Source organism: Sandarakinorhabdus sp. FBCC-B8862 (assembly GCF_059745315.1).
The window spans coordinates 2,626,042-2,651,632 of the sequence record NZ_CM185574.1 but is presented as its reverse complement, the minus strand read 5'-3'; the positions used below and the strand labels follow the sequence as shown (position 1 = coordinate 2,651,632).

Below are 25,591 nucleotides of genomic sequence, written 5' to 3'. Positions count from 1 at the left end.
CGGCCCGCCGCCAGCAAGCTCAGCCTTTCTTCGCCTGGATCCAGTCGTCCACCCGGCGTTCGAGGATGGAGAGCGGCTGCGAGCCGCTTGCGATGACGAGATCGTGGAAGCCGCGGATGTCGAACTTGGGCCCCAGCGCCTTTTCCGCCTTGGCGCGGACTTCCATGATCTTCAGCATGCCGATCTTGTAGCCGGTGGCCTGGCCAGGCAGCGTGATGTAGCGGCGCACTTCGGAACGGGCCATTTCGGGCGGCGCACGGCCGCTTTCGTGCAGATATTTCACCGCCTCTTCCTCGGTCCAGCCCTTGGCGTGGATGCCGGTGTCGGTCACCAGGCGGGCGGCGCGGAACAATTCGCCTTCCAGCCGCTGGAAATCGGCGGCGATATCGGGGAACACGCCCATTTCGGCGCACATGCGCTCGGCATAAAGGCCCCAGCCTTCGCCGAACGCGACATAGCCGGTAACACCGCGGAACTTGGGCCCGCCCTTCTGCCGGACCTGGATATCGCCCTGCATGTTGTGGCCCGGCACCGATTCATGACACATCAGCGTGTACATGTCGGCCGGGTCCTTCTGCATGCCAACCAGGTGCACGAAGGTGCGCGCCGGGCGCTTGCCATCGGGGCTGGGGGCGCTGGCGTGGGCGGCGCCGCCGGGCACTTCGCTGAAGGCCGGTTCGCGCACCACCTCGATGCCATAGGCCGGCACTTCGCCGAACCAGGGGCCGAGCTTGCTGCGGACATAGGCGACAAAGCGGTTGGCCTCCTTCAGATAGGCTTCGCGCGCGGCATCGTCGAACGGCTTGGGCGGGAACATGCGTTCGCGCATGGCATAGAATTCGTTGCGGTCCTTCACGCCGGCCTGGCGGGCGAGCGCGTCCTGCTCCGCCTCGATGCGGGCGACTTCTTGTCGGCCGATGGCATGGATCTGGTCGGCGGTGAGGTCAGTCGTGGTGTTGAGCTTCAGCTCGTTGGCATAATAGGCAAGGCCATTGGGCAGGGTGAGCGCGCCGACCTTGCCCGACGGGGCGGTGGCGAGATCAGCCTTCGCCCAGTCGATAACGCGGGCATAGGCAGGTTTCAGATCAAGGATCGCAGCCTTTGCATCGGCCAGCAGGGCATCGGCCTCGGCGCGCGGCAGGGTACCGGCGCTGACCAGCTTTTCGGTCTTGGCCTTCACATCGGCCCACAGGGCGGCATCGGGGCCATCGCCATAGGGGGCGCCGCTGGTCAGCTGGGTGGCGCCGGCGATGATGGTTTCGATCTGGAATTTCGGCACGCGGATGCCGGCGGCCTCGCTCGCCCGGGTCCGTTCCAGCGCGATGTCGAGCACCGCGGGCATGCCGCGCAGACGGGCGATATAATTTTTCAGGTCGGTCGCATCGGCGACATTGTGGGTGTTGATCAGGAAATCCGGCAGCTGGCTGTGCGCCGAATAGAGCCGCGAGTAGAACGGCGGGCGATAGATGCGGTTGGCTTCCGACAGCGCCGCCCGCTCGGCCTCCAGCGCATAGATGTCGAAATTGACCTGGCCTTCTGGCGAGAGTTTGGCGCGGTCAAACTGCGCCTTCATGCGGGCTACGCTGGCCTGCCGCCAGGCCAGCTGCGTCTTGGCAGCGGCGTCGCTGATGTCGTTCCACTTTTCGCCGCCGGCCTTCAAGCCCAGGCGGGTGGCCAGCTGCGGCTGCATCTTCACCCATTCGGCGAATTCGGCATCCAGAAATGCCGTCAGCCGCGCATCCTCGCTGGTGGCGGTGGCGGCGGCCGGTGCCTGCGCGATGGCGGGTGCCAGCGGCAAGGCCAGCGCGGCGATGATGGCGGCGGCGTGAACGGTGAAACGGCGCATGATGATCGACCCTCCCTGATCTGCGGCGCACAGGCTTAGGCGCGCGGGCGGGCGGGGTGAAGTGGCTTTGTCGGCGCAGCCGGAGGCCGGTTTCGGGATAGCGCAGATTTCAGGCGGTTCAGCGCAGCTTTAATCCCTACCGTCAAAATAGGGATAGCCATTTCCTATTCATCGCATAGGATTTGATCGACTTGCGAATCGCAACTTGTGGGGGAGCGTTACCACCATGCCGTCCAGCCTGGTCATACCGTTGATTTTGCTTGCCAATGTTGCTGCCGACCCATCGGCCGGCGGCGATGCGGCCCCGCCGGCTGCCGCACAGGAGGAGCCGGACATCGTCGTCACCGCCACCCGCCGCTCGCAGAATCTGCAGGATGTGCCGGTGGCGATCACCGCCATTGCGGCCGACCGGCTGGAAGCGACCGGCAGCTTCAATTTCGGCCGTGTCGTGCAGCTGATCCCGTCGGTGAACTTCACCTCATCGAACCCGCGCAATTCGGCGATCACCATCCGCGGTCTCGGCGCGCCGTTCGGCCTGACCAACGATGGCATCGAGCAGGGCGTCGGGCTTTACATCGACGGCGTCTATTACAGCCGGCCGGCGGCGGCGACGTTTGATTTCATCGATCTGGAACAGATCGAGGTGCTGCGCGGGCCGCAGGGCACGCTTTATGGCAAGAACACCACGGCCGGCGCGGTGAACATCCGCACCAAGGCGCCCAGCTTCACGCCGGAGGGCAAGATCGAGGCCAGCGCCGGCACACTGGGCTTTGTGCAGCTGCGCGGCACCGTAAGCGGGCCGCTGAGCGAGCGGGTGGCGGTGCGCGCCGGCGTGTCGTTCACGCACCGTGATGGCACCATCTACAATGTCCGCACCCGGCAGGACGAGAATCAGCAGCGCAATTTCGGCTTGCGCGGCAGCCTGTTGTGGAAGGTGACCGACAATCTGGACATCACGCTGGCCGGCGATCACAACCAGCAGAACCCGCGCTGCTGCGTGCAGGTTTTTGTGCGGGCTGCCCCCACGCTGCGCGCAGCCAACCGGCAGTTCGCATCACTGGCAGCCGCATCGGGCTATGCCCCGCCCAGCCTCAACCCGTTTGACCGGCTGGTCGATACCGACACGCCGCACGCCGCCAAGCAGTTTTTCGGCGGCGCCGCGCTCACCCTGGAATGGGATGCCGGCCCGGGCAGGCTGACCGCCATCACCGCCTATCGTTACTGGAACTGGTATCCATCGAACGACCGCGATTTCACCGGCCTGCCGATCACCACCGTTTCGGCCAATTTCTCGCGTCAGCAGCAATATACCCAGGAAATCCGCTGGGCGAGCAGCGGCGACGGCCCGGTTTCGGTGGTGGGCGGCGTGTTTGCCTATCGCCAGACGCTGCGCAACGATCCGCTGCAGCAACAGGGCAGTGCCGCCGCGCTGTGGTTGCTGGGCCCCGGCAACAATCCGGCCCTGCTCGATGGCCTGCGGCAGACGGTGGCACTGGATTACACCAACGACAGTCTGGCCGGCTTTGGCCAGGTCGCCTGGAAGGTCAACGATCGGCTGAAGCTGCAAGGCGGCCTGCGCCTCAATTGGGATCGCAAGGATGCCGATTATCGCGCCACCGTCACTGGCGGCCTTGTCACCAGCGATCCGGTGCTGATCGCGCGGAAGAACAGCGTGCTGGGCCCGCAGGCCTATGTGGCGAAGTTCAACGATTTCAACGTGTCAGGCGATGCCACCATCAGCTATGATCTGGCCGATGATGTGATGGCCTATGTCACCTATGCCCGCAATTTCAAGCCGGGTGGGGTCAATCTGGGTGGCCTGCCGACCGATAGCGCCGGCAACCCGTTGCTGGGCGCCGCCACCATCCGGCCGGAACGGGTGAACCATTATGAGGCCGGGCTGAAAACGCGGCTGTTTGATCGCGCCCTCACCCTCAACCTCGCCGCCTTCCGCACCGATATCAGCGATTATCAGACCACGGTGGTCAACGCCCAGATCGGCGTGCTGCGCGGCTATCTCGCCAATGCGGCGGCCGTGCGGGTGCAGGGGCTGGAGGCGGAACTGAGCGCCCGGCTTTCCGATGCCGTCAGCATCAGCTTCAACGGCACCTATCTGGACGGCACATATCGCCGCTTCACCGATGCGCCGCCGCCGCTGGAGCTGACCGGCGGGCCGCAGGTGGTGGACGTTTCAGGCCAGCGCCTGCCCGGCATTTCGCGCTGGGCCGGCACGCTGGGCATCGATGTCCACCCTCAGGTCACGCTGTTCGGCCATGCCGGCCGCCTGATCGCCGGCACCGACGTGCTGGCCCGCACCGGCTTTTCCTCCAGCCCGACGCCCTCGGCCTTTTTGAATGCGCCGGGCTATGTGCTGGTCAACGGCCGGCTGGGCTGGCAGTCCGATGCTGGCGTGCAGGTCTTTGCCTGGGTGCGCAACGCCTTCCAGGCGCGCTATTTCGATCTGTTGACCGCGGCGCCCGGCGGCACCGGCCTGGTGGCCGGCCTGCCCGGCGATCAGCGCACCGGCGGGATCACCATCGGCTATCGCTTCTGAACCGGCTCACAATCAATCTCCCCACTCTGGCCGGATCAGACGGGGCAGGCGGCGTTGATTGGACGGCAACGCCCCTGCCCCGAAACAGGTTGACGCAGGCGCACGCGCCGGCTTGGCTTGGCCGATGGCACGCAAGCCCGCCCTGCCCGATGCCGCCGCGCTGCGCGCCTGTGCCACCGCCGGCCACATGCTGGCGATCCGGGTCACGCCCAATGCCGGGGCCGATGCCATCGCCGTGCAGGATGGCACCGTTCTGGTGCGGGTGACGGCGACGCCCGAAGCCGGCAAGGCCAATGCCGCCGTGCTGGCGCTGCTGGCCCGGGCGCTGGGGGTGCCGCGATCCGCGCTGGTCATCGTGCGGGGGGAAACCGGCCGCGACAAGCTGGTGCGCCTGCCGCCTGCCCATTGACACGGCACCAGCCGCCGCCAAGGTGGCGCGCATGGCCGCCAACCGATCCTTTCTTGCCGCGATCAAACCTTATGTCGAAGCCGGGCCGCTGGGGGCGCTGGCGCTGGGCATGGCATCGGGCACGCCCTACACGATGATTGCCGCCACCCTGACCACGCGGCTGGCGGAAAGCGGCATCGACAAGAAAAGCGTGACGGCCTTTGGCCTGGCGCTGCTGGTCTACAGCTTCAAGCCGCTGTGGGCGCCAGTTATTGACCGTGCGCCCATCCCCCTGCTGTCGCGCCTGATTGGCCAGCGCCGCGCCTGGCTCGTGGTCGCCATCCTGTTTGCCAGCCTGGCCATCGCCTGGCTGGGCGCGCTGGATCCCACCGCCGATATCGGCCTGTTTGCCGCCGCCGCCATCACCGTCGGCTTTGCCGGGGCCACGCTGGACATCGTGATCGATGCCATCCGCATCGAATGGTTGCGCGACGATCAGATGGGCGCCGGTTCGGGGATGACGCAATATGGCTGGCGGCTGGGCGCCTATCTGGTGGGTGCGGGCGCATTGGTCATCGCCACGCGGGCCGGCTGGAGCCTGGCCTATATGGTCGCGCCATTGCTGTTCCTGCCGGCGCTGGTGGCAGCCGCGTGGCTGGGGGAGCCGCAGCGCCCGCCGGCGCCGCGATCGGGCAAGGGGCTGGGCGCCGCCATCCGCGATTCCATCGTGGCGCCGCTGGCCGATTTCCTCGGCCGCAAGGGTGCGTGGATCGTGCTGGCCTTTGTGCTGGTGCACAAGCTGGGCGACACGGTGTGCCAATTGTCGGTGCGGCTGTTCTACAATGATCTGGGCTTCAGCAAGGATGAAGTTGCAACCTATGATGTCAGCCTTGGCCTGTTCGGCATGCTGGCCGGCATCTTTGTGGGCGGTTTCCTCTACAAGCGGATGGGGCTGGCCGGCTCGGTGCTGCTGTCGCTGGTCCTGATGGCGGCCACCAACGCCGGCTATGCGCTGTTGGCCATCATCGGGCATGACGTGATTGCGCTGGCGGCGGTGCAAGGCTTTGAAAATTTTGCCAGCGGCATCGGCGGGGTCACCATCGGGGCCTGGCTGGCGCTGCTGTGTGACCGGCGCTTCACCGCGACGCAATTCGCGCTGCTGTCGTCGGCCGCCGCCATCCTGGGCCGGGCCTTTTCATCGGGCACGGCCGGCGCGCTGATCGAGGCGATGGGCTATGTGAATTTCTATTGGCTCACCACTGCGCTGGCGCTGCCGGGCGTGCTGATCTTCCTGTGGCTGTGGCGCGCCGGGCTGGTGGTGGCCGACGACACTGCGGCAGCGGCGTAACCGGCCTGTCATCGCGTCACCATGTGGCTGTCATCCATCCGCAACCGGCCTGTCATGGCCGTCCGTTATGGCGGGGCAACCGCAGTGGAGCTGATGCGATGACTCTTGCCTTGTCCCGCGCCGTTGAATTGCCGGCCGCCTTGCTGGCCAATGCCGCGCCGATCCACCGCGCCGGCGTGCTGGATGTGCGCCTGGCCACCAGCGAGGCGGAGATCGCCGCCGCACAGGCCCTGCGCTACAGCATTTTCTATGACGAGATGGGCGCCAGGCCCGATGCGCTGACTGCCCGCGCCCGGCGCGACATCGATCCCTATGACATGGTGTGCGACCATCTGCTGGTGATCGATCACGCCGACGCGCTGCGCCCACGTGTGGTGGGCACCTATCGCCTGCTGCGCCAGGATGTGGCGATGGCCAATGGCGGCTTCTATTCGGCGGGCGAATTTGATCTGTCGGCACTGATCGCCCAATCGGGCCCCGGCCGGCAGCTGCTGGAGCTGGGGCGCAGCTGCGTGGCGCCGGCCTGGCGCACCACCGCCACCATCTCCCTGTTGTGGCGCGGCATTGCCACCTATCTGGCGCAGCATGGCATCGGCCATTTGTTTGGCTGCGCCTCGCTCCACGGGGCCGAGCCGCGGGCGCATCTGGCCGAGTTGGCCTGGCTGTATCACAACCATCTCGCCCCGCCCGAATTGCGTGCGACCGCGCTGCCGCCGCATCGGGTGGAGATGAACTGCATCGATCCTGCCGCCATCGATGGCCGTGCCGCCGCCCGCGCGCTGCCGCCGCTGGTGAAGGGCTATCTGCGGGTGGGCGCGATGGTGGGCGATGGCGGCTATGTCGATCACCAGTTCAACACGGTGGATGTGTTCGTGGTGATGCCGGTTGACCGCATCACCAGCCGCTATGCCGAACGCTTCGGCGCCGCCAACGATTGAGAGTTTCCGCGCGCCCGCACCTGCGCTAGCCATGGTGCATGCGCTGGCGTGTTCCCCTGTTGGCCCTGGCCGCCGTCGCCGGCATCGCGGCGGCTGATCCCGGCCCAGAATCGATTGGCTCGCCACCCGAAACCGCCATCCCCGCCGGCCCTGATGGGGAAGCGATCCGGCGCGGGCTCGATATCATCACCAACACGCGCGCCGCCGCGCCCGAATTTGCCGGCAATGATCTTCGCTGCGCCAATTGCCATCTGGAGGCCGGCCGCATCGCCGGCGCCGCCCCGCTGTGGGCGGCCTTTGGCAATTTCCCGGTATGGCGCGACAAGAACCGCCGCATGAACAGCTTTGAAAAGCGCGTGCAGGATTGTTTCATCTATTCGATCAACGGCAAGCCGCCGCCGCTGGGGGGTGAAGTGCTGCTGGCGGTGAGCGCCTATGCCGGCTGGCTGGCGCAGGGGCAGCGCATTGGTGTGTCGCCGCCGGGGCGCGGCTTTCCGGCCATCGCGCCGCCGCCGCTGCCGCCCGATGATGGGCGTGGGCGTGCCGTTTTCACCGAAATCTGTGCAGCCTGCCATGGTGCCGATGGCCAGGGGCTGAAGGATGGCGAAACGGTGGTGAACCCACCGCTTTGGGGGCCGGGCAGTTACAACTGGGGCGCCGGCATGGCGCAGGTGGACAAGGCCGCCGCCTTCATCCGGGCCAATATGCCGCTGGGCAATGGCCACAGCCTGACGGTGCAGCAGGCCTGGGATGTGGCCTGGTTCATCGATGGCCAGGTGCGCCCGCAGGACCCGCGCTTTGCCGGCAACCTCGCCGCCACCCGCGCCGAACACCACAACCGGCCGTGGAGCCGATATGCCACGCGCGTGGCCGGCCGCACCCTTGGCGATCCTGCCACCACCCCGCCGCACCATGTGCCGCCCGGCCATGATTTCTGAGGAGCCGCCGCGATGACCACCCCTGCCCCGCTGCGCATCGATTTCGTGTCTGACGTGGTTTGCCCCTGGTGCGTGATCGGCATGAAGAGCCTGGAACAGGCGCTGGCCAATCTGGCCGGCGAGGTGACGGCCGAATGGCATTTCCATCCGTTTGAACTCAACCCCGGCATGCCCCCCGAAGGCGAGAACAGCGCCGACCATATCGCCCGCAAATATGGCCGCCCGCCCGAAGCCGGTGAGGCCGCCCGCAGCCAGATCAAGGCGATGGGCGAACAACTGGGCTTCCGCTTCAAGGGCGGGCCCGATGCGATGATCTGGAACACCCATGATTGCCACCGGCTGCTGCATTGGGCGGAAAAGGCCGGAAAGGCCCACGCCTTGAAGACCGCGCTGTTCGAAGCGCACTTCAGCCGCGCTGAGCCGTTGAATGACCGGGAGGTGCTGGTGACGGCCGCCGCCAGCGCCGGCCTCGATCCCACCGCCGCGCGCGAGGTGCTGGCCAGCGGCCGCTATGCCGACGAGGTCAACGCCGCGCAAAACTGGTGGCGGCAGGAACAGGATGTCCACGCCGTGCCGGCCATCATCTTCAACGGCAAATATGCCGTCATGGGCGGCCAGCCCCCAGCCACCTTTGAAAAGGTGATCCGGCGGATTATGGCCGGCGAGGTGTAAGGCTCCCCCGCCTTACGGCCCCTTGCGCACCTCCACCGGCAGGCCCAGCCCTTTCAGTTGCGGCTCCACCTTGGCGGCGTCACCCACGATCACCCACAGCAGATCGTCGGTGCCAAACAGCTGCACGGCGCGGTTGAGATCGGCGGTGGTCAGCGCCGTGATGCGCTTGGCCACGTTGATGTAGTAATCATCGGGCCGGCCGAAGAGATTGTTGCGCTCCATCGCCGACAGGAAGGCGGTGCCGCGTTCGAATTCGCCCGGCAGGGCCAGCACGCTGTTGGCCACTGCCCGGTCACGCTCTTCGCCCGTGATCGGCTTGGCGGTCTTGATGGCGGCGATGTCGCCGATCATCGCCTTGATGCTGTCACCGGTGCGGTCGGTCTGCACCGGGGCATAGATGATGCTGTAGAGCTGGCCCTTGCCATCGGACAGGCCGGCGAAGGCGCCATAGGCCCAGTTCTTCTCCTCGCGGATGTCCATGTTGATGCGGCTGGTGGACAGGCCGCCCAATATGTCAGCGGCGGCGCGTTCGGCATAGAGCTCCTGCCCACCGGTGATGGGCAGGAGGCTGCCGGCCAGGATCAGGCTTTGCGGGCTGTTCGGCCGGTCCACCAGGATGATGCGCTGCTGGCGCAGCAGCGGCGGCGTGGCCGGCATCACCACCCCGGCTGCGGCGGCCGGATCGGCGCGCCAGTTGCCGAAGGCGGCCTCCAGCTGGGCCTTCAGATCGGCGGTGGTGATATCGCCGACCACGAACAGGGTGCCGGCATCAGGGCGTACCCAACGCTTGTGCCAGGCGATCAGATCATCGCGGGCAATGGCCTTGACACTTTCGGGCGTGCCCAGCCCGCTGGGCGGCGCGCCATAGGGGTGTTCGGGGCCATAGAGCGCCGGGGTGAGGATGCGCCGGGCGATGCCAATGGGGTTGCTGGCCTCCTGCGCCAGGGCCGCCAGCTGCTGGCCGCGCACCCGTTCGATTTCGGCGGGCGGGAAATCCGGGCGCTGCACGATATCGGCAAACAGCTTCAGCGACGGGGCGAGGTTGGACGCGAGGGCATCCAGCGTCAGCCGCGTGCGGTCCTGCCCGGCCGAGGTGCCGATGCCGGCGCCCAGCCGCTCGCGCGCCTCGGCAATCTGCGGGCCGGTCATGCCGGCGGCGCCTTCGTCGAGCAGGTTGAGCGCCATCGACTGGATGCCGAGCTTGCCACGCTCATCGGCGGCCATGCCGCCATTTAGGCTGAGCATCATGCGCACCAGCGGCACGGTGGTGCGGCGGGCGAATTCGACCCTGAGGCCGTTGGCGAGGGTGAAGCGTTCCACCGCCGGCCATTGCAGCAGCGGGGCGGCACCCACCGCCGGCTCGGCCATGCGGGCGGGGCCACGTGCCGGCTCGGCCACCTTGGCGGGCCTGGGCGGCGGCGGCACCTCCTCGGCAGCGGGGCGGTCGCCGGGCAGCACGGTCTGCACATAGGCGCCCTTGCCCAGCCAGTCGCGGGCGGCGGCCTGCACATCGGCCGGCGTCGCCTTGGCATACCAGCCCAGTTCAACACGATATTGTTCGGGATTGCCGGCATAGACGGCGCCTTCGGCCAGCGCGACCGCCTTGCCGCCAAAGCCGCCCACCGCCTCCAGCCCGCGGATGGTGCCGGCGACATTGCGGGTGGCAACACGGCTCACCTCGTCGGCGGTGGGGCCGGTGGCGATGAAATCCGCCAGCGTCTGCCTGACGATGGCCTCCACCTCCTCGGGCCTGGCGCCGGGGGCAAGGCGCACCTCCAGCTCGGCCATGCCGACCTTTTCATAGGCCTGCACCCCGCCTGACACGGCGACCGCGAGTTTCCGCTTGCGCACCAATTCGTTGTAAAGCCGCGAGGAGGGGCCGCCGGCCAGCACGGTGAGGCCGATATCGGCGAGCGCCGACGTGCGGTCGAGCCGGTCGGGCACCGGCCAGTGCCAGCTCAGCCGCGGCGTGGGCACCTTGTCATACAATGTCTCGCGCCGTTCCTGATCCCAGCGCGGCACCGGCGCGGCGAGGCGCTTTACCTCAGGGCCCTTTGGAATCGCACCGAAATATTTGGTCACCAGCGTGCGCGCGGTGGCCGCATCAATGTCGCCGGCCAGCACCAGCACGGCATTGTTGGGGCCATAGTTGGCGCGGAACCAGGCCTGCACATCGGCCAGGCTGGCAGCGTTGAGATCGGCCATGGAGCCGATGGCATCATGGGCATAGGGGTGGCCGGCCGGGAACAGCGCCTTCAGCATGGCATAGCCGGTGAGGCCGAACGGCTCGTTGTCGCCCTGGCGCTTTTCATTCTGCACCACGCCGCGCTGGGCATCGAGCTTGGCCTGGTTCACGGCGCCCAGCAACCATCCCATGCGATCGGATTCGAGGAACAGCGCCAGCTCCAGCGCCTGCGTGGGCACATTCTCGAAATAATTGGTGCGATCGAACCAGGTGGTGCCGTTGGCATCAGTGGCGCCGACATTCTCCAGCTTCTTGAAGAACACGCCGTCGTTGTTCTCGCTGCCATAGAACATCAGATGTTCGAACAGATGGGCAAAGCCGGACTTGCCGGCCGGCTCGTCCTTCGATCCGATATGATACCACACGCTGACCGCGACGATGGGAGCCTTGCGATCGGTGTGGACAATGACGCGCAGGCCGTTGGGCAGGGTGAACTGCTCATAGGGCAGTCGCACCTGATCGACGAGGGCGGCGATGGAGGCCGCCGGCGGGTTGGCCGGCTGGGCTGCAACCGGTTGCGCCAGCATCAGACTGGCCAGGGCAGCGATCATCAAGGGCTTCATGCGCGGCATCCCGTCAAAACAAGGCATTTGCCGGTGCATAGCGCGACTGATACAGCGCGCCAATGAACAAGCCGCTCCTGCTCGCCGCCGCCGCCCTGCCGCTGATCGCCGCAGCCCCGCCGCCCGCCGATCCGCTGGCCGCCAGTTTCCGCAGCCATGTCGCCTTTCTGGCCGATGATCTCTTGCAAGGGCGCGGGCTGGGCAGCCGCGGGCACGAGATTGCCGCCAATTATATCGCCCAGCATTTCGCCCGGCTGGGCCTGCAGCCGGCCGGCACCAACGGCTGGTTCCAGCGCATCCAGTTTGCCGAGAGCCGCTTCGCCAGCGAGCGCGAATCGGCGGTGCTGGATCTGGGTGCCACCAAGCTGACGCTGGAAAACGGCGTTGGCCTGGTGGTGTCGCCGGGCAACACGGCCGGCGCGGAAGAGGTGACCGGCGAGATGGTGTTTGTCGGCTATGGCCTTCAGGACCCATCGCAGGGCATTGATGATTATGCCGGGCTCGATCTGAAGGGCAAATATGCCGTTGTCCTGTCGGGCGCGCCCGATGGCATGAATAGCGAGATTGCTGCTCACCTGGCGCGCGTGACCAAGGCGACGGGGGCCGAGGCGGCGGGCGCCATCGGCGTGATCACCATCCGCACAATGAAAGAGGCTGCCAGGCTGCCGTGGGACAAATATGCCAGCCGGGCCCGGCTGCCGCGCCGGCTGCTGCTGGATCCCAGCGGCCAGCCGCTGGGCGATGGCGCCGGCCTGAAGGTGCGCGCTGCCATTGATGATGCCGCCGCCACCGCGCTGTTTGCCAATGCCCCGATGGATTTTGCCGCTGTGCGCGCCGCTGCCGCCAAGGGCATGGTCAAGGGCTTCGCCCTGCCCGGCCGCTTCACCGTGCGCCGCGCCACCAGCGTGGAGCGGATCAGCAGCCCCAATGTGCTGGCACTGCTGCCCGGCACCGACAAGACGCTGGCCAATGAGATCGTGGTGATTTCGGGCCACAGCGACCATGTCGGCATGAAGGTGGGCGCCAAGCCGGGTGAGGATGCCATCTACAACGGCGCGATGGACAATGCCGCCGGCACCGCCACCCTGCTGGAGGCAGCGACCGCGCTGGTGAAGGCCCCGCCCAAGCGCACCGTGCTGTTCCTGGCCACCACGGCGGAGGAATCCGGCCTGTTGGGTGCGGATTATTTCTCGCGTTTCCCCACCGTGGACGTGAAGCGGATCGTCGCCGATGTGAACATCGACATGCCGATCCTGACCTGTGATTTCGGCGATGTCGTCGCCTTTGGCGGAGAGCGTTCGACCATCGGCATGCTGGTGGCGCAGGCCGCGAAGGCCGAAAAGCTTGGCGTTTCCCCCGATCCGCAGCCGGAAGAGGCGGTGTTCACCCGTTCGGACCATTATCCCTTTGTGAGGAAGGGCGTGCCATCGGTGTTCCTGAAGACCGGCTGGACGGACACCAAGGGCGGGCTTGCCTGCAAGGAGGCCGAGCGCATGTTCCGCCTCAACAATTATCACGAGGTGTCGGACCAGCTGGATCTGCCGTTCGACTGGAACGCCGCCGCCAAATGGACGCGGCTGAACATCGGCATCATCCGCGGCCTGGCCAATGGCAAGGCGGCACCGCGCTGGTATGAAGGGGATTATTTCGGCAACGCCTTTGCGGCCGGGGCACCGAAAGCCAAGAAACCCTGATCAGCGGCTTAAGCGGGTGACATGACCCATCTTGCGGCCGGGGCGGGAGGCGCCCTTGCCGTAAAGATGGACATGGGCGCCGGCCTGGCCAAACAACCGCGGCCAATCATCGGCCTGATCGCCAATCAGGTTTAGCATTTCCACCTTGGGCAGCACCAGATCGGTGGGGCCCAGCGGCAGGCCGGCGACGGCGCGGATATGGTTCTCGAACTGGCTGGTCAGGCTGCCCTCGATCGTCCAGTGTCCGCTGTTGTGGACGCGCGGCGCCATTTCGTTGAAGCGCAGGCCATCGCGGCAGGCGAAGAATTCGCAGGTGAGCACGCCGATGTGGCCCAGCTTGTCGGCAATCCGGCGGCTGAGCGCCACCGCATCGGCGGCCTGGGCCCGCACCAGCGATGGCGCCGGCAGGCTGGAGGACGCAAGGATGCCGCCGGCATGGACATTGACCGGCACCGGCCAATCCACTTGGGCGCCATCAGCGCCACGGCACAGCATCACGCTGTATTCATGGGCGAATTCCACCATGCCTTCCAGGATGGCAGGCTGCTGGCCGATGGCCTCCCAGGCGGCATCGGCATCAGCGGCGCTGTGGAGGCGGGCCTGACCCTTGCCGTCATAGCCGAAGCGGCGGGTCTTCAGGATGGCGGGCAGGCCGATGCGGGCAATGGCCTCGTCCAGCTCGGCGCGGCTCGACACCGGGGCCCAGGGCGCGGTGCGGCCACCGAGCCATTCAACGAACTGTTTTTCGGCCATCCGGTCCTGCGCCACTTCGAGGCTGTGGACACCGGGGTGGACCGGCACCAGCCCGGCCAGCAGGCGGACGGCGGCGGTGGGAACATTTTCCCATTCAAAGGTGACGACATCGACCGCATTGGCAAAGGCCGTGAGTGCCGCCGTGTCCGAAAATTCGGCGCGGGTGACGGCGGCGCACACATCGGTGGCAGGCGGCGCGTCTTCGGGGGCAAAAACGTGGCAACGATAGCCCAGCTGCGCTGCGGCCATCGCCAGCATGCGGCCCAACTGGCCGCCGCCCAGGATACCGATGGTCGATCCGGGAGAGAGCATCAGGGCAGATCATCCGATGGCGCGTCGGCCACGGCATCGGTTTGCGCCTGGCGCCAGGCAGCGAGCCGGGCCGCCAGCGCCGGATCATTGAGGGCCAGGATGGCGGCCGCCTGCAGGGCGGCGTTGACGGCGCCGGCCTTGCCGATGGCAAAGGTGCCCACCGGCACACCGGCCGGCATCTGGACGATGGAGAGCAACGAGTCGATGCCCTTCAGCGTGCGGGATTCGACCGGCACGCCCAGCACCGGCAGGCTGGTCATGCTGGCGGCCATGCCGGGCAGGTGCGCGGCGCCGCCGGCCCCGGCGATGATGATCTTCAGCCCACGGGCCGCAGCGCCTTGCGCATAATCATGCAGGCGAAAGGGGGTGCGGTGGGCGGAAACGATCCGGGTTTCGTGCGGCACGGCCAGCGTGGCCAGAATTTCGGCCGCGTGCACCATGGTCTGCCAATCGGATTGGCTGCCCATGATGATGCCCACCAGCGGGGGCTGTTCGCTTGCCATGGCCGTTCACCTTGCCTGCGGAAAGCGGCAGCGTTTAGCCGCTGGCCGGTGCGCACGCAAAGAAATTCGCGCCTGCCGCGGGGTTCAGAGCTTTTCGGCGATCAGCCGTTCGATCGCGTGGGTCATCAGTTCGGCGGCATCGGTGTGGGTCATGGCCCGGCGCTGTCGCAGGCTGGCATAGCAATCAAGGCTGAGCCACAGATCAACCTGTTCAAACCACATCACATCGGCCTGCAGCGCCGGCGGCACCACGGACTCAAGGCGGGAACGCAGCAGTTCGTTGAACACGCTGGGCCCCATGCCCATGGTGGCGCTGCCGTCGCGGTGCATCGAGGCCGCGCGACTGAAGGCAAGGCCGCCTTCATACACCTCAAGCCGCCGGCCGAGCGCCTCGCGCAGCTGCCCCGACCAATCGGTCGCCTGATAGGGGCGAGCAAGATGGGCATAGCGGCGGCCGATGCGATCGAGCACGGCGGTGTAGAGCGAGGCCATGTCGCCGAAATGGCGGAACACGCTGCGCAGGCCGACCCCGGCGCGATCGGCAACGAATTCGGCGTTCAGATTGGTATGGCCTTCATCGATCAGCGCCACCACCGCATCGATGATGCGTTCCCGGCTGGCCTGCGAGCGCAGGCGCCGTCCGTCAGTTTCATGGAAGCCGGGATTCTTCATTTGGCCGGCAAACTATCATCAGCCGGGCACTTTGCAAATTGCCCGGATTGCCCCGTCGGCGGGCGGTGCGGGGATCAGCCCAGGGTGCGGCGATAGAGCAGCAGCAGGCCGATCATCACGGCTTCCACCACCATTGGCTGGATGGCGGTCGGCGCCATGCCGTCCAAGGCGATGCTCACCACCCGGCCGGTGAGGGCAATCGCCAGCAGCGCCAACGGAACCAGCGTCGCCTGGGCATCGCGCCGCACGGACGACAACAAGGCAAAGGCCCCGCCGGTGATGAAGAAGCCGGGGAAATCGGCACGCAGGGTGACAAGACCCTGGCTGCCTAGCGGCGACAGGAAGAAACCCGCCGCCAGTTGCGCCGGCCGCGCCATGAAGCCCAGCCCGATGGCGATGTTGAACAGGCCGACCAGCCCGACCAGAACGCGCAGGATATTGTGCATGGACCCCTCCCCTTGTCGGCCGGCAGCTTAGCAACCGGCGGGCGCTTGCCAATGCCCCGATATTGCTTAGGCTTGCTTGGTTTCCTGGGGAGGATGGCGATGCGCAAACTTGGGTGCGTGGCGGTGCTGCTGCTGGTGCTGGGCTTGGGCGTCGCTGGGCGCGCCGTGCTGGGCGGCTGGCTGTTTGACCGGATTGCCGAGCGCCGCGCCGGCCGCGATGTGCTGGCCAAGGCGCTGGACGGCAGCGATGGCCTGACCCTTATCTTCTGCGGCACCGGTTCCCCACTGCCCGATCCGCAGCGCGCCGAATCCTGCCTGGCCGTGCTGGCCGGTGACACGATGCTGCTGATCGATGGCGGCGATGGCGGCGTGCGCAAGCTGGCCGGCATGGGCGTGCGGCTGGGCGGGCTGGATGGCGTGCTGCTCAGCCATCTGCACAGCGACCATATCGAAGGGCTGGCGCCGGCGCTGCTGCTGCGCTGGACCGGCAGTGCCGCCACCACGCCGCTGCCGCTGGTCGGCCCGCCGGGCACCAATGATGTGGCGGCCGGTTACAATCTGATGCTGAAGGCCGACGCCGGATATCGCACCGCCCATCATGGCGAGGCGATTGCGCCAACCGGCGGCGGCCGTTTTGCCGGCCGGGAAACCGCGCCAGGGGTGGTCTGGAATCAAGGCGGCCTGCTGATCAGCGCCTTTGCCGTGGATCACCGGCCGGTGGTGCCGGCTTATGGCTATCGCATCGAATACAAGGGCCGGGTGGTGGTGGTGAGCGGTGATACCGCCAGCACGCCGGCCGTGAGCGCGGCGGCCAGGGGCGCCGATGTGCTGGTGCACGAAGCGTTGCAGCCGCGGCTGGTGGCGGCGATCACGCGCGGCCTGGCCAACAGCGGCCAGGCCCGCACCGCCCAGATCACCCGCGATATCCTGTCCTATCACGCCACGCCGGAACAGGCGGCGGCGCTGGCGGCACAGGCCGGGGTGAAGATGCTGATGCTCACCCACATCGTGCCGCCGGTGCCCAACCGGCTGTTCGATGCCGCCTTCCTGGGCGATGCGCCCAGCCGGTTTGACGGCAAGATCAACATCGCCCGCGACGGCACCCTGCTGCACCTGCCGGCCGGCAGCGACAAGATCGAGATGAAGAGCCTGTGATCCGGGCAGCGGGCTGAGGCGGTGCAGGATCATCCCCGGCGTGACCAGATCATCGCCGCCGGGCTGGCGGCGCTGGCCGGCCATGTCGATGCCGTCGGCTTCATCGCGTCGGGCGGGCTGTTCATCAGCTTCATGAGCGGCAATTCCACCCGGCTGGGCATTGGCCTTGCCGAAGCGCGCGGCCTGGCGGCGCTGGCCGGCAGCCTGATCGCTGCCTTTGTGGCCGGGGTGGCGCTGGCGACCTGGGCTGGCCCGCACCTGGGCAAGCGGCGGCGGGGGCAGTTGCTGCTGGTGGCGGCGCTGTTGGCCACAGGCTGCGCTGTCGGGCTGGCCGGGGCGATCTGGCCGGCGCTGCTGCTGGCGGCGATGGCAATGGGGGCGGAAAATTGCGTGTTCGAAACCGGCGGCGACGTGAAGATCAGCCTGACCTTCATGACCGGCAATCTGGTCAAGATCGGCCAGCGGCTGGGGCTGGCGCTGGCTGGCGGCCCGGCGCTGGCGTTTCTGCCCTGGCTGCTGCTGTGGCTGGCGATGATCGGCGGCGCGGTGGCCGGTGCGCTGGCCTGGCCGGTGCTGGGCATCGCCAATCTGGGCGTGGCGGCCGGCGTGGCAGCGGTGCTGGCGCTGGTGATTGACGCTTAGCGCGGCTGTAGGCCCTTCTGCCGCAGCCGCCAGACCAGCTGGTCAAACCGGTCCTGGCCGAAAAAGGGTTCGCCCTCCAGCGCCATGAGCGGCACGCCATAATGGCCGGCGGCGCGCTGGGCCTCCTGATTGGCCTCGATCTGGGCGCGGTAATGATCGGGATTGGCGGCGACAGCGGCATCGAGCGTGGCAAGGTCCAGCCCGGCGCGGGCGGCGGCCTCCCCCAGATGATCGCCCTCGTGCCAATCATCGATGGCGCCCGACCAGATGGTGTGGGAGACTTCGCGGATGAAGGCGAGGCCCTTCCCGGCCTCTGTCGCGGCGATGCCCAGATGCGACAGGCGGTGGATGTGCGGCTGTTCGGGCGGATAGAGGCGGGTGGCCGGGTCCATGTAGACCGGATCGGGCTTGGGCCAGCGATAGGGCATGCCCAGATATTCCGCCTCGCGATAGGTGTCGCGCATCAGATAGAACATCCACAGCGGATCGACCTTCTGGAAGAAATCCGCCTGCCGGACCGCGATGGGATAAACGATGCGGACATTGCAGGCGACATCATGGGTGGCGACCAGATCAACCACGCGTGGCAGCAGCAGATAGGAATAGGGCGAGCGGAAGGACCAGAACAGGTCGAAGGCCAGAGGTGACTTGCCGGTCATGGGCGGGGTTTCGTGCGGATGTTGAGCTGGCCGGCCAGCCCGGCATAGCGGTGGATCTCGATGGCCTGATATTCGGGCGTTGCCACCATCTGCAGCATCGCCTGGGGGCTGGGATAATAGGCCAGCGCGACGGCATCCCAGAGTTCCCCGACATCGCCCAACAGGATGCCGGTGACCGGGCCGGAATAGACGACATGGCCGCCCACCGCCTTCAGGCAATCCACCACGGCAGCGCCATAACGGTCATAGGCCTCGCGGCCCGACAGATCGGGATCGCGGCCGTCAGGGTAGGTCGCCTTGTCCTTGAACTTCAGCAGGTTGACCATGACCATCGGGCCATGATCGGCATCGCTGAAAAAGGCCTGGGCCAGTTCCGGCCGGGGCGCGGTCTCGTTGGTCACCTGCATCTGGCTTACCCCCTGTTGATATGGTCGAGGATGATGCGCACCAGCTCTTCGGGTGCGTCTTCCTGCAGGAAATGGCCGCCGCCGGCCACGATCGTGTGCGGCTGGCCACGGGCGCCCGGCACGCGTTCGATGAAGACCTTCTCGCCGCCCGCCGTCACGGCATCCTTGTCGGAAAAACAGGTGACGACCGGCTTGTCGAAGCGGGACAGCACCTCCCACGCCGCCTTGTTTTCAGCGACGCTGGCATGTTCGGGGGTAACGGGCACCAGTGCCGGGAACTGGCGGGCGCCGGCCTTGAAGCCTTCGTTGGGGAAGGGCGCATCATAGGCGGCAACTTCGGCCGGGGTGAGTTCGCGGGTGGTGCCGCCGTTGACGATGAAGCCGACCGGGAATTGCGGCACGCTTTGCGAGAAATCCAGCCAGGCCTTGAAGCCCGGCGACCAGCCGGTGCCCACCGGCAGCCCGGTGTTGGCAATGACCAGCCGGGCAAAGCGATCCGGGAAGGCAGCCACCAGGCGCAGGCCGATGAGGCCGCCCCAATCCTGGCAGAACAGGGTGATGCCCTTGAGATCGAGCGCGGTCAGCCAGTCGCTCATCCATTCGACATGGCGTTCGAACGTGTAATCCGTGCGCGCGGCCGGCTTGTCGGATTTGCCGAAGCCGATGAGATCGGGCGCGACAACGCGGTGGCCGGCGGCGGTGAGCGGGCCGACGAACTTGCGGTAGAGATAGGACCAGCTGGGTTCGCCGTGCATCAACAGCACGGGGGCGGCAGCGCGCGGGCCTTCATTGACATAATGCAGCCGCAGTGGCACGCCGGAGGCCCGGTCGGTCAACTGGTGGTAGTGCGGCGCAAAGGGATAATCGGCCAGATCGGCAAAGGCCTCATCCGGCGTGCGCAAGACCTGCATCGGTCACATCCTTTCCATTGGTTTCGCGGCCAAGCGCGCGGGCGCCCAGCCAGAACAGCAGCGCCGGCAGCAGCCCGGCCCAGGCGGCGAAATAGAGCACGATGCGCACCGATTCGGCGCCATAATCGGCCTTCAGCCATTGCGACAGCGCCCCGAACAGCAGCGGGCCAAGGCCCAGCCCGATCAGATTCTGGCCAAACACCATCCAGGCCGCCGCCATCGCCCGCGTGTCGGGCCGGGCCAGCACCTGGGCGGCGCCATAGGCCGGCCCATAATAGGCCGAATTGGCGATGGTGGGCAGCACAAGCAGCGCAATTGCCATCCGCCAATCATCGGCGGCATAGCCCATGAACAGGATCGGCGCGGCCAGCACCATGGCAACCGCCGGCAGGGTGAGCATGTGGCGGCGATCCTTCGCGCCCCAGCGATCAGCCGCCCAGCCGCCGGCCCAGGTGCCGATGATGCCGGCAATCCCGAGGATCACGCCAACCCAGAGCGAGGTTTCGCCCACCGACAATTTGTGGGTGCGCTGGAAATAGATCAGCACCCAGACGCCCTTGCCATAGGAAAGGAAGGCGACGAGCGAGGCCCCGGCGAGGATCATGCAATAGGCCGGCGAGGTGGCCAGGGCCTTCAGCCCGGCCCACATCGACAGGCGCGGCGGCGCGTTGACGGGGGCGGCACGGGCGCGGCGCGGGTCTTTCAGGACCAGCCAGACGAAGATGGCGAGCGCAATGCCGGGCAGGCCGACCAGCCAGAAGGCCTGGCGCCAGCCCAGCGCCTCGGCAACGCCGCCGCCAATGAGCGTGCCCATCAGGCCGCCGATGGGGATGCCAAGGCCGAAGAAGGCGATGCCGCCGGCGCGCTTTTCGGGCGGCAGACTGTCGGCAATCAGGGCATGGGCGGTGGGGGTGCAGCCGGCCTCGCCCACGCCGACCCCGATGCGGGCGAGCAGCAGCTGCCAATAATTTTGCGCCAGTCCGCACAGCGCCGTCATCCCGGACCACACCACCAGGCAGATGGCGATGAGTCTGGACCGGTCCGTCCCGCCCTTGTCGGCCCAGCGGGCGATGGGCACGCCCAGCGTGGCATAGAAGAGCGCGAAGGCCAGGCCGGTCATCAGGCCGATCTGGCTGTCAGACAGATGGAGTTCGCGGGCGATGGGTTCGGCCAGGATCGAGACAATCTGGCGATCGATGAAGTTGAAGATATAGACGACCAGCAATGTCCACAGCAGCAGCCGCGGATGCACAGCGGTTGGCAGCGCGTTGGCGCCCATCCATTTCCCTCCCCATCGGCGGGCTGTTGCCCGTCCTATTGCCAGCCTGCCTGCAAGCCCCTTGGCTGGCAAGCTGCTTGGATTAGAGAGGACAGGCAAAGGAGCCCTGCCATGACCGATTATCCCGCCCGGCCCAGCCTGTTCATCGATGGCCACTGGCTGGCGCGCGAGGGCCGCGATGCGCATGTGGTGATCAACCCGGCCGATGGCCGCCCGCTGGCGGAGCTGCCGCTGGCCACCACGGCCGATCTGGATGCCGCGCTGGATGCGGCCCAGCGCGGCTATCCGCTGTGGCGGGCGACATCGATCGATCAGAAGGCCGCTGTGCTGGCCGGCGCCGCCCGGCTGATCCGCGAGCGCAGCGAGATGATCGCCACCACCGCCACGCTGGAACAGGGCAAGCCGCTGGCCGAAGCGCGCGGCGAGGCGGCCTATACGGCGGCGCTGGTGGAGTTTTATGCCGGCGAGGTGCGCCGCAACTATGGCCGGGTGCTGGCGCGGCCGGCCGGGCACCGCAGCCTGGTGGTGCACGAGCCGGTGGGCCCCAGCCTGGCGCTGTGCCCATGGAATTTCCCGATCCTGAACCCGGCGCGCAAACTGGCGCCGGCGCTGGCCGCCGGCTGCAGCATGATCATCAAACCGCCCGAGGAGGCCCCCGGCACCGCCGCCCTGGTGCTGCAATGCTTCATCGATGCCGGGCTGCCGGCACCGGTGGCCAGCATGGTGTTCGGCGTGCCCGATCAGGTGTCGCGCCACCTGATCGCCAGCCCGGTGATCCGCAAGATCAGCTTCACCGGATCGGTGCCGGTGGGCAAGCATCTGATGGAACTGGCCGCCGCCGGGGCCAAGCGCACCACTATGGAGCTGGGCGGCCATGGCCCGGTGATCGTGTGGGAGGATGCCGATTTTGAAAAGGCGGTGACCATGGTCAGTGCCTTCAAGTGGCGCAACGCCGGCCAGGTCTGCGTGTCTCCCACCCGCATCATTGTGCACGATGCCCTTGCCGACCGCTTTGCCGCTGCGCTGGCGCAGCGCGCGCGGGCGCTGCAGGTGGGGCCGGGGCTGGATGCAGCCACCCAGATGGGCCCGCTGGCCAACCCGCGCCGGCCGATGGCCATGGCCAGCCTGATCGGCGATGCACTGGCGCAGGGCGGAACCTTGCTGGCCGGCGGCGAGCGGCTGGGCAGCGCCGGCAATTTCTGGGCCCCCACCGTGCTGGCCGATGTGCCGCTGACCGCCCGGCTGATGAACGAGGAGCCGTTCGGCCCGGTTGCCACCGTGAGCCGTGTCACAACGCTCGACGGCGCCATTGCCGAAGCCAACCGCCTGCCCTTTGGCCTTGCCGCCTATCTGTTCACCGAGAATGCCCGCACCGCCAACATCCTTTCGGACGCGGTGGAGGCCGGCATGGTGGGCATCAACATGATGGCAATGAGCGCGGCCGATGCGCCCTTTGGCGGGGTGAAGGACAGCGGCCACGGCAGCGAGGACGGGCCGGAGGGGATGCGCGCCTTTCAGGTGGTGAAGGCCATCCACCAGCATTGATGCGACTTGCGCCCGCCGCAGGTGCCTGCCAGTGGAGGGAGCCATGATGACCGATGCCGCACTTGCCCGCCAGCTTGCCACCGAAGCCGGCCAGATCCTGCTTGCCCTGCGCCGCGACAGCGGCCTGGAGGGAAAGGCGCTCGGCAAGGCCGGCGATGCCGACGCCAACCGCTATCTGATGGATGCGCTGCGCGCCGCCCGGCCGGATGATGCCATATTGTCGGAAGAGGAAGCGCCCGATCTGGCGCGGCTGGCGGCGCGGCGGGTGTGGCTGGTCGATCCGCTGGACGGCACACGCGAATATGGCGAGCACCGGCACGACTGGGCGGTGCATGTCGCGCTGAGTATCGATGGCCGCATCGCCGATGGCGCGGTGGCGCAGCCGGCGCTGGATCAATGTTTCTGCACCGCCAACCCGCCGTCCATCCCGGCCCCGGCGGATGCCCTGCGCTTTGCTGTCAGCCGCACGCGGCCAGCGCCGATGGCCGAGGCGCTGGCCGCCACCGTGGGCGGTGAACTGGTGCCGATGGGCAGCGCCGGCGTGAAGACACTGGCCGTGGTGCGCGGCGAGGTGGATGTCTATCTGCACCAGGGCGACATGAACGAGTGGGACAGCGGCGCGCCCGCTGCCGTGGCCCAAGCCGCCGGCTTGTGGGTGTCGCGGCTGGATGGCAGCGCGCTGAAATTCAACCAGGAACGGCCGCTGACGCCCGATATCCTCATCTGCCACATGGAAAACCGCGACCGGCTGCTGGCGCATATCGCCCCGCTGCTGTGACCGGTGCGGCGGCTGCTCGCCTCGATCCATGATGTCTCGCCGCTGAGCGAGGCCGCGGTGGACCAATTGGCCGACCAGCTTTCGGCGCATGTCGGCAACCGGATCGCCCTGCTGGTCATCCCCGATCACTGGAGCAAGGCGCCGATTGCCGGCAACCGGCCGTTCCAGGCGCGGCTGCGGGCCTGGGCCGATGCCGGCTGCGAGATGTTCCTGCACGGCTGGTGCCACCGTGATGCGGTGCAGGCCAGCCTGGCCGCCCGCCACCTGACCGCCGGCGAGGGCGAGTTTTCCGGCCTGTCTGCCGCCGAGGCCGGCGATCGCATCGGGCGCGGGCGCGCGCTGCTGGAAGATATCTTGGGCCGGCCGCTGGCCGGGTTCGTCGCGCCGGCCTGGCTCTACAGCGCCGGCACCCACACGGCGCTGGCTGCGAGCGGGCTGGCGCTGGCCGAGGATCATTGGCGGGTGTGGCAGCCGGGTGGCGCCACGCTGGCGCGCGGACCGGTGATCACCTGGGCCAGCCGGTCGCGCGCGCGCATTGCCTCGTCGCTGACGGTCGCGGCGCTGGGGCGGCATGTGCTGCGGCCGCTGCCGGTGGCGCGCGTGGCGGTGCACCCCGGCGATGTGACAGTGCCGGCCATCCGCACCAGCATCAGCGCCACCCTGGCCCGACTGGCGCGCAGCCACCGGCCCGCCCGCTATGGCGATCTGCTGACATGACCGACGACAACGGGCACGAGCGCCCTCCCCCCGGGTCACCTGCGTCGCCACCCCCGTCGCCACTCTTGTCCGACGTCGCGAAAATGCCATATTGGCCCAGTAAGGCCGAAAAGAGTTCAGAGGATTTGGCGCCAGACATGTATCAGAGTGACGCCGGCGCCGCCCCCACCAGCCTGGGTCCGGAAACGCTGCCCGCGCTGCCGCGCAGCGAGCGCGGCTGGACGTGGTGGGTGGGTTCGGCCATCACGCTTGCCGTTCTCATCGCCGCGCTGGTGCAACTGGCACAGGTGGATTTTGCCCGCATGATGGCGATCGTGCCGGCGGGCATCGGCTTCTGGGCGGTGTATGCCCTGTCCTATTTTGCCGGGCCGCTGGGCGATTTCATCATCTTCCGCCGGCTGTGGCAGATCCCGGCCTCCGGTTTCCTGGCCCTGTTGCGCAAGCTGATCGGCAACGAACTGATCACCGGCTATGTTGGCGATCTTTATTTCTACACCTGGGCGCGGCAGCGCACCGGCATGACCTCGGCACCCTTTGGTGCGGTCAAGGATGTCGCCATTCTCTCGGCGATGGCGGCCAATATCGTCACCCTGATCCTGATGGTGATGGCCTATCCGCTGCTCGACACGCTGCACCTAGGCATTGATTCCAGCGCCTTCACCTGGTCCGTCGTGCTGATGCTGGTGATTTCATCGGGCGTGCTGCTGTTCCGGAAAAAATTGTTCAGCCTGCCGGCGCGCGATCTGTGGCATGTGACGGCGGTGCAGATGCTGCGCGTGGTGGCGACGCTGGTGCTCACAGGCTGGTGCTGGCACCTCGCCCTGCCGGCCGAAAGCTGGGAGCTGTGGGTGCTGCTGTCGGCCATGCGCATGCTGCTGTCGCGCCTGCCCTTCCTGCCCAACAAGGATGTGGTGTTCGCCGCGCTGGCGGTGTTCATGATCGGCCATGATGCCGAAGTGGGCACGCTGATGGCGATGATGGCCAGCCTGTTGCTGGTCACCCATCTTGGCCTGGGCCTGCTGCTGATGGGCAGCGAAGCGGTGGGGTGGCGCAAGAAATGAGGCAAGTAGCGCTGGCGGTGATGCTGGCCCTGCTGCCCGCAGCGGCGCAGGCGCAGGTGGAATCCAACCCCAATCTGGGCAAGGCCGAAGGCCAATGCCGCCCGAACGAGGCCGGGCCGGCGGTGATCGTCACCATCGTCGGGCTCAAGGACCGCAAGGGCAACATGCGGGCCGAGCTTTATCCCGACAATGACAAGGATTTCCTTGAGGACGACAATATCCTGATCAACGCCGGCAAGACATTCCGCCGCGTGGAGATGCCGGTGCCGCCAACCGGCGCCGTGCAATTGTGCATCCGCGTGCCGGGTCCGGGCCATTACACGCTCAGCCTGCTGCATGATCGCGACATGAACCGCAAGTTCGGCCTGTCAACCGATGGGGTCGGCTTTCCCAACAACCCCAAGCTTGGCCTGTCGAAGCCCAAGGCCGCAGCCGTGCGCTTTCCCGCCGGGCCGGGCCTGACTGATATCAGCATCCGCCTGAACTATCGCCGCGGCCTGTTCAGTTTCGGCCCGCTCGATCGTCCGGCAAATTGAGCAGCGTTGGCCGCAAAGGGGGTTGACCG

24 protein-coding genes are annotated in these 25,591 nt (G+C 67.4%); 14 read left to right on the top strand and 10 right to left on the bottom strand.

The window, feature by feature from the left end:
- Positions 1-19 precede the first annotated feature (19 nt).
- The gene (locus AC6BOR_RS12780) at positions 20-1,846 is read right to left on the bottom strand and encodes a DUF885 domain-containing protein (protein WP_498058771.1); all 1,827 of its coding nucleotides are present in this window, start codon (positions 1,844-1,846) and stop codon (positions 20-22) included.
- Positions 1,847-2,072: 226 nt separating this feature from the next.
- On the opposite strand from AC6BOR_RS12780, the gene AC6BOR_RS12775 reads away from it, so the two are divergent.
- The 6 genes from AC6BOR_RS12775 to AC6BOR_RS12750 all read left to right on the top strand — a co-directional run bounded on the left by AC6BOR_RS12775 (position 2,073) and on the right by AC6BOR_RS12750 (position 8,684).
- The gene (locus tag AC6BOR_RS12775; protein WP_498058770.1) at positions 2,073-4,400 is read left to right on the top strand and encodes a TonB-dependent receptor; all 2,328 of its coding nucleotides are present in this window, start codon (positions 2,073-2,075) and stop codon (positions 4,398-4,400) included.
- Between the two features lie 124 nt (positions 4,401-4,524).
- On the top strand, positions 4,525-4,809 hold the full coding sequence (locus tag AC6BOR_RS12770) for a DUF167 domain-containing protein (RefSeq protein WP_498058769.1): 285 nt from the start codon (positions 4,525-4,527) through the stop codon (positions 4,807-4,809).
- A 31-nt stretch (positions 4,810-4,840) separates the two neighbouring features.
- Positions 4,841-6,136, top strand: coding sequence for an AmpG family muropeptide MFS transporter (locus AC6BOR_RS12765; RefSeq protein ID WP_498058768.1), 1,296 nt, complete (start codon positions 4,841-4,843; stop codon positions 6,134-6,136).
- 98 nt (positions 6,137-6,234) lie between these two features.
- Positions 6,235-7,074 carry a GNAT family N-acetyltransferase gene (locus tag AC6BOR_RS12760; RefSeq protein WP_498058767.1) on the top strand — a complete coding sequence of 280 codons (840 nt, stop codon included), beginning with the start codon at positions 6,235-6,237 and terminating at the stop codon, positions 7,072-7,074.
- A gap of 38 nt (positions 7,075-7,112) precedes the next feature.
- Positions 7,113-8,012 carry a c-type cytochrome gene (locus tag AC6BOR_RS12755; protein ID WP_498058766.1) on the top strand — a complete coding sequence of 300 codons (900 nt, stop codon included), beginning with the start codon at positions 7,113-7,115 and terminating at the stop codon, positions 8,010-8,012.
- 12 nt (positions 8,013-8,024) lie between these two features.
- On the top strand, positions 8,025-8,684 hold the full coding sequence (locus tag AC6BOR_RS12750; RefSeq protein WP_498058765.1) for a DsbA family oxidoreductase: 660 nt from the start codon (positions 8,025-8,027) through the stop codon (positions 8,682-8,684).
- Between the two features lie 12 nt (positions 8,685-8,696).
- Here the strand turns inward: AC6BOR_RS12750 and AC6BOR_RS12745 are convergent, their stop codons facing one another.
- A complete protein-coding gene (locus AC6BOR_RS12745) occupies positions 8,697-11,480 on the bottom strand; it encodes a M16 family metallopeptidase (RefSeq protein WP_498058764.1) in 2,784 nt (927 codons plus the stop codon).
- A gap of 74 nt (positions 11,481-11,554) precedes the next feature.
- Between AC6BOR_RS12745 and AC6BOR_RS12740 the strand changes: the two genes are divergently transcribed.
- Positions 11,555-13,186 (top strand): M28 family metallopeptidase, encoded by a 1,632-nt coding sequence (locus AC6BOR_RS12740; protein ID WP_498058763.1) that lies wholly within the window; start codon positions 11,555-11,557, stop codon positions 13,184-13,186.
- Here the strand turns inward: AC6BOR_RS12740 and AC6BOR_RS12735 are convergent, their stop codons facing one another.
- From AC6BOR_RS12735 to AC6BOR_RS12720, 4 genes are all read right to left on the bottom strand, one after another.
- The gene (locus AC6BOR_RS12735) at positions 13,187-14,251 is read right to left on the bottom strand and encodes a 5-(carboxyamino)imidazole ribonucleotide synthase (RefSeq protein WP_498058762.1); all 1,065 of its coding nucleotides are present in this window, start codon (positions 14,249-14,251) and stop codon (positions 13,187-13,189) included.
- On the bottom strand, positions 14,251-14,754 hold the full coding sequence (gene purE / locus AC6BOR_RS12730; protein WP_498058761.1) for a 5-(carboxyamino)imidazole ribonucleotide mutase: 504 nt from the start codon (positions 14,752-14,754) through the stop codon (positions 14,251-14,253). The genes AC6BOR_RS12735 and purE overlap by 1 nt, the downstream gene beginning before the upstream one ends.
- A gap of 84 nt (positions 14,755-14,838) precedes the next feature.
- Positions 14,839-15,426 carry a TetR/AcrR family transcriptional regulator gene (locus tag AC6BOR_RS12725; protein WP_498058760.1) on the bottom strand — a complete coding sequence of 196 codons (588 nt, stop codon included), beginning with the start codon at positions 15,424-15,426 and terminating at the stop codon, positions 14,839-14,841.
- A 74-nt stretch (positions 15,427-15,500) separates the two neighbouring features.
- Complete coding sequence (locus AC6BOR_RS12720) at positions 15,501-15,872, bottom strand: DUF4345 family protein (protein ID WP_498058759.1); 372 nt, start codon at positions 15,870-15,872, stop codon at positions 15,501-15,503.
- Positions 15,873-15,971: 99 nt separating this feature from the next.
- Between AC6BOR_RS12720 and AC6BOR_RS12715 the strand changes: the two genes are divergently transcribed.
- Positions 15,972-17,027 (top strand): MBL fold metallo-hydrolase, encoded by a 1,056-nt coding sequence (locus tag AC6BOR_RS12715; protein ID WP_498058758.1) that lies wholly within the window; start codon positions 15,972-15,974, stop codon positions 17,025-17,027.
- 21 nt (positions 17,028-17,048) lie between these two features.
- Positions 17,049-17,669: a YoaK family protein gene (locus tag AC6BOR_RS12710; protein WP_498058757.1), complete on the top strand. Its 621-nt coding sequence runs from the start codon at positions 17,049-17,051 to the stop codon at positions 17,667-17,669.
- Here AC6BOR_RS12710 and AC6BOR_RS12705 read toward each other — a convergent pair.
- The 4 genes from AC6BOR_RS12705 to AC6BOR_RS12690 are packed head-to-tail and all read right to left on the bottom strand — an operon-like array spanning position 17,666 to position 20,925.
- A complete protein-coding gene (locus tag AC6BOR_RS12705; protein WP_498058756.1) occupies positions 17,666-18,328 on the bottom strand; it encodes a 2-hydroxychromene-2-carboxylate isomerase in 663 nt (220 codons plus the stop codon). The two genes, AC6BOR_RS12710 and AC6BOR_RS12705, sit on opposite strands and share 4 nt — an antisense overlap.
- Positions 18,325-18,735, bottom strand: a complete 411-nt coding sequence (locus AC6BOR_RS12700; RefSeq protein ID WP_086117652.1) for a DUF1330 domain-containing protein — start codon at positions 18,733-18,735, stop codon at positions 18,325-18,327. The genes AC6BOR_RS12705 and AC6BOR_RS12700 overlap by 4 nt, the downstream gene beginning before the upstream one ends.
- A gap of 5 nt (positions 18,736-18,740) precedes the next feature.
- A complete protein-coding gene (locus AC6BOR_RS12695; RefSeq protein WP_498058755.1) occupies positions 18,741-19,646 on the bottom strand; it encodes a haloalkane dehalogenase in 906 nt (301 codons plus the stop codon).
- Positions 19,621-20,925, bottom strand: coding sequence for a spinster family MFS transporter (locus tag AC6BOR_RS12690; RefSeq protein ID WP_498058754.1), 1,305 nt, complete (start codon positions 20,923-20,925; stop codon positions 19,621-19,623). Before AC6BOR_RS12690 ends, AC6BOR_RS12695 begins: the two co-directional genes overlap by 26 nt.
- Before the next feature lie 111 nt (positions 20,926-21,036).
- Here AC6BOR_RS12690 and AC6BOR_RS12685 point away from each other — a divergent pair, with 111 nt between their 5' ends.
- The 5 genes from AC6BOR_RS12685 (at position 21,037) to AC6BOR_RS12665 (ending at position 25,562) form a co-directional block, all read left to right on the top strand.
- Complete coding sequence (locus AC6BOR_RS12685; protein ID WP_498058753.1) at positions 21,037-22,470, top strand: NAD-dependent succinate-semialdehyde dehydrogenase; 1,434 nt, start codon at positions 21,037-21,039, stop codon at positions 22,468-22,470.
- Positions 22,471-22,513: 43 nt separating this feature from the next.
- The gene (locus AC6BOR_RS12680; protein ID WP_498058752.1) at positions 22,514-23,248 is read left to right on the top strand and encodes a 3'(2'),5'-bisphosphate nucleotidase CysQ; all 735 of its coding nucleotides are present in this window, start codon (positions 22,514-22,516) and stop codon (positions 23,246-23,248) included.
- 3 nt (positions 23,249-23,251) lie between these two features.
- Entirely contained in the window at positions 23,252-23,965 is a 714-nt protein-coding gene (locus tag AC6BOR_RS12675; protein WP_498058751.1) for a DUF2334 domain-containing protein, read from the top strand.
- Between the two features lie 137 nt (positions 23,966-24,102).
- On the top strand, positions 24,103-25,026 hold the full coding sequence (locus AC6BOR_RS12670; protein WP_498058750.1) for a hypothetical protein: 924 nt from the start codon (positions 24,103-24,105) through the stop codon (positions 25,024-25,026).
- Positions 25,023-25,562, top strand: coding sequence for a DUF2141 domain-containing protein (locus AC6BOR_RS12665; RefSeq protein WP_498058749.1), 540 nt, complete (start codon positions 25,023-25,025; stop codon positions 25,560-25,562). The genes AC6BOR_RS12670 and AC6BOR_RS12665 overlap by 4 nt, the downstream gene beginning before the upstream one ends.
- Positions 25,563-25,591 lie beyond the last annotated feature (29 nt).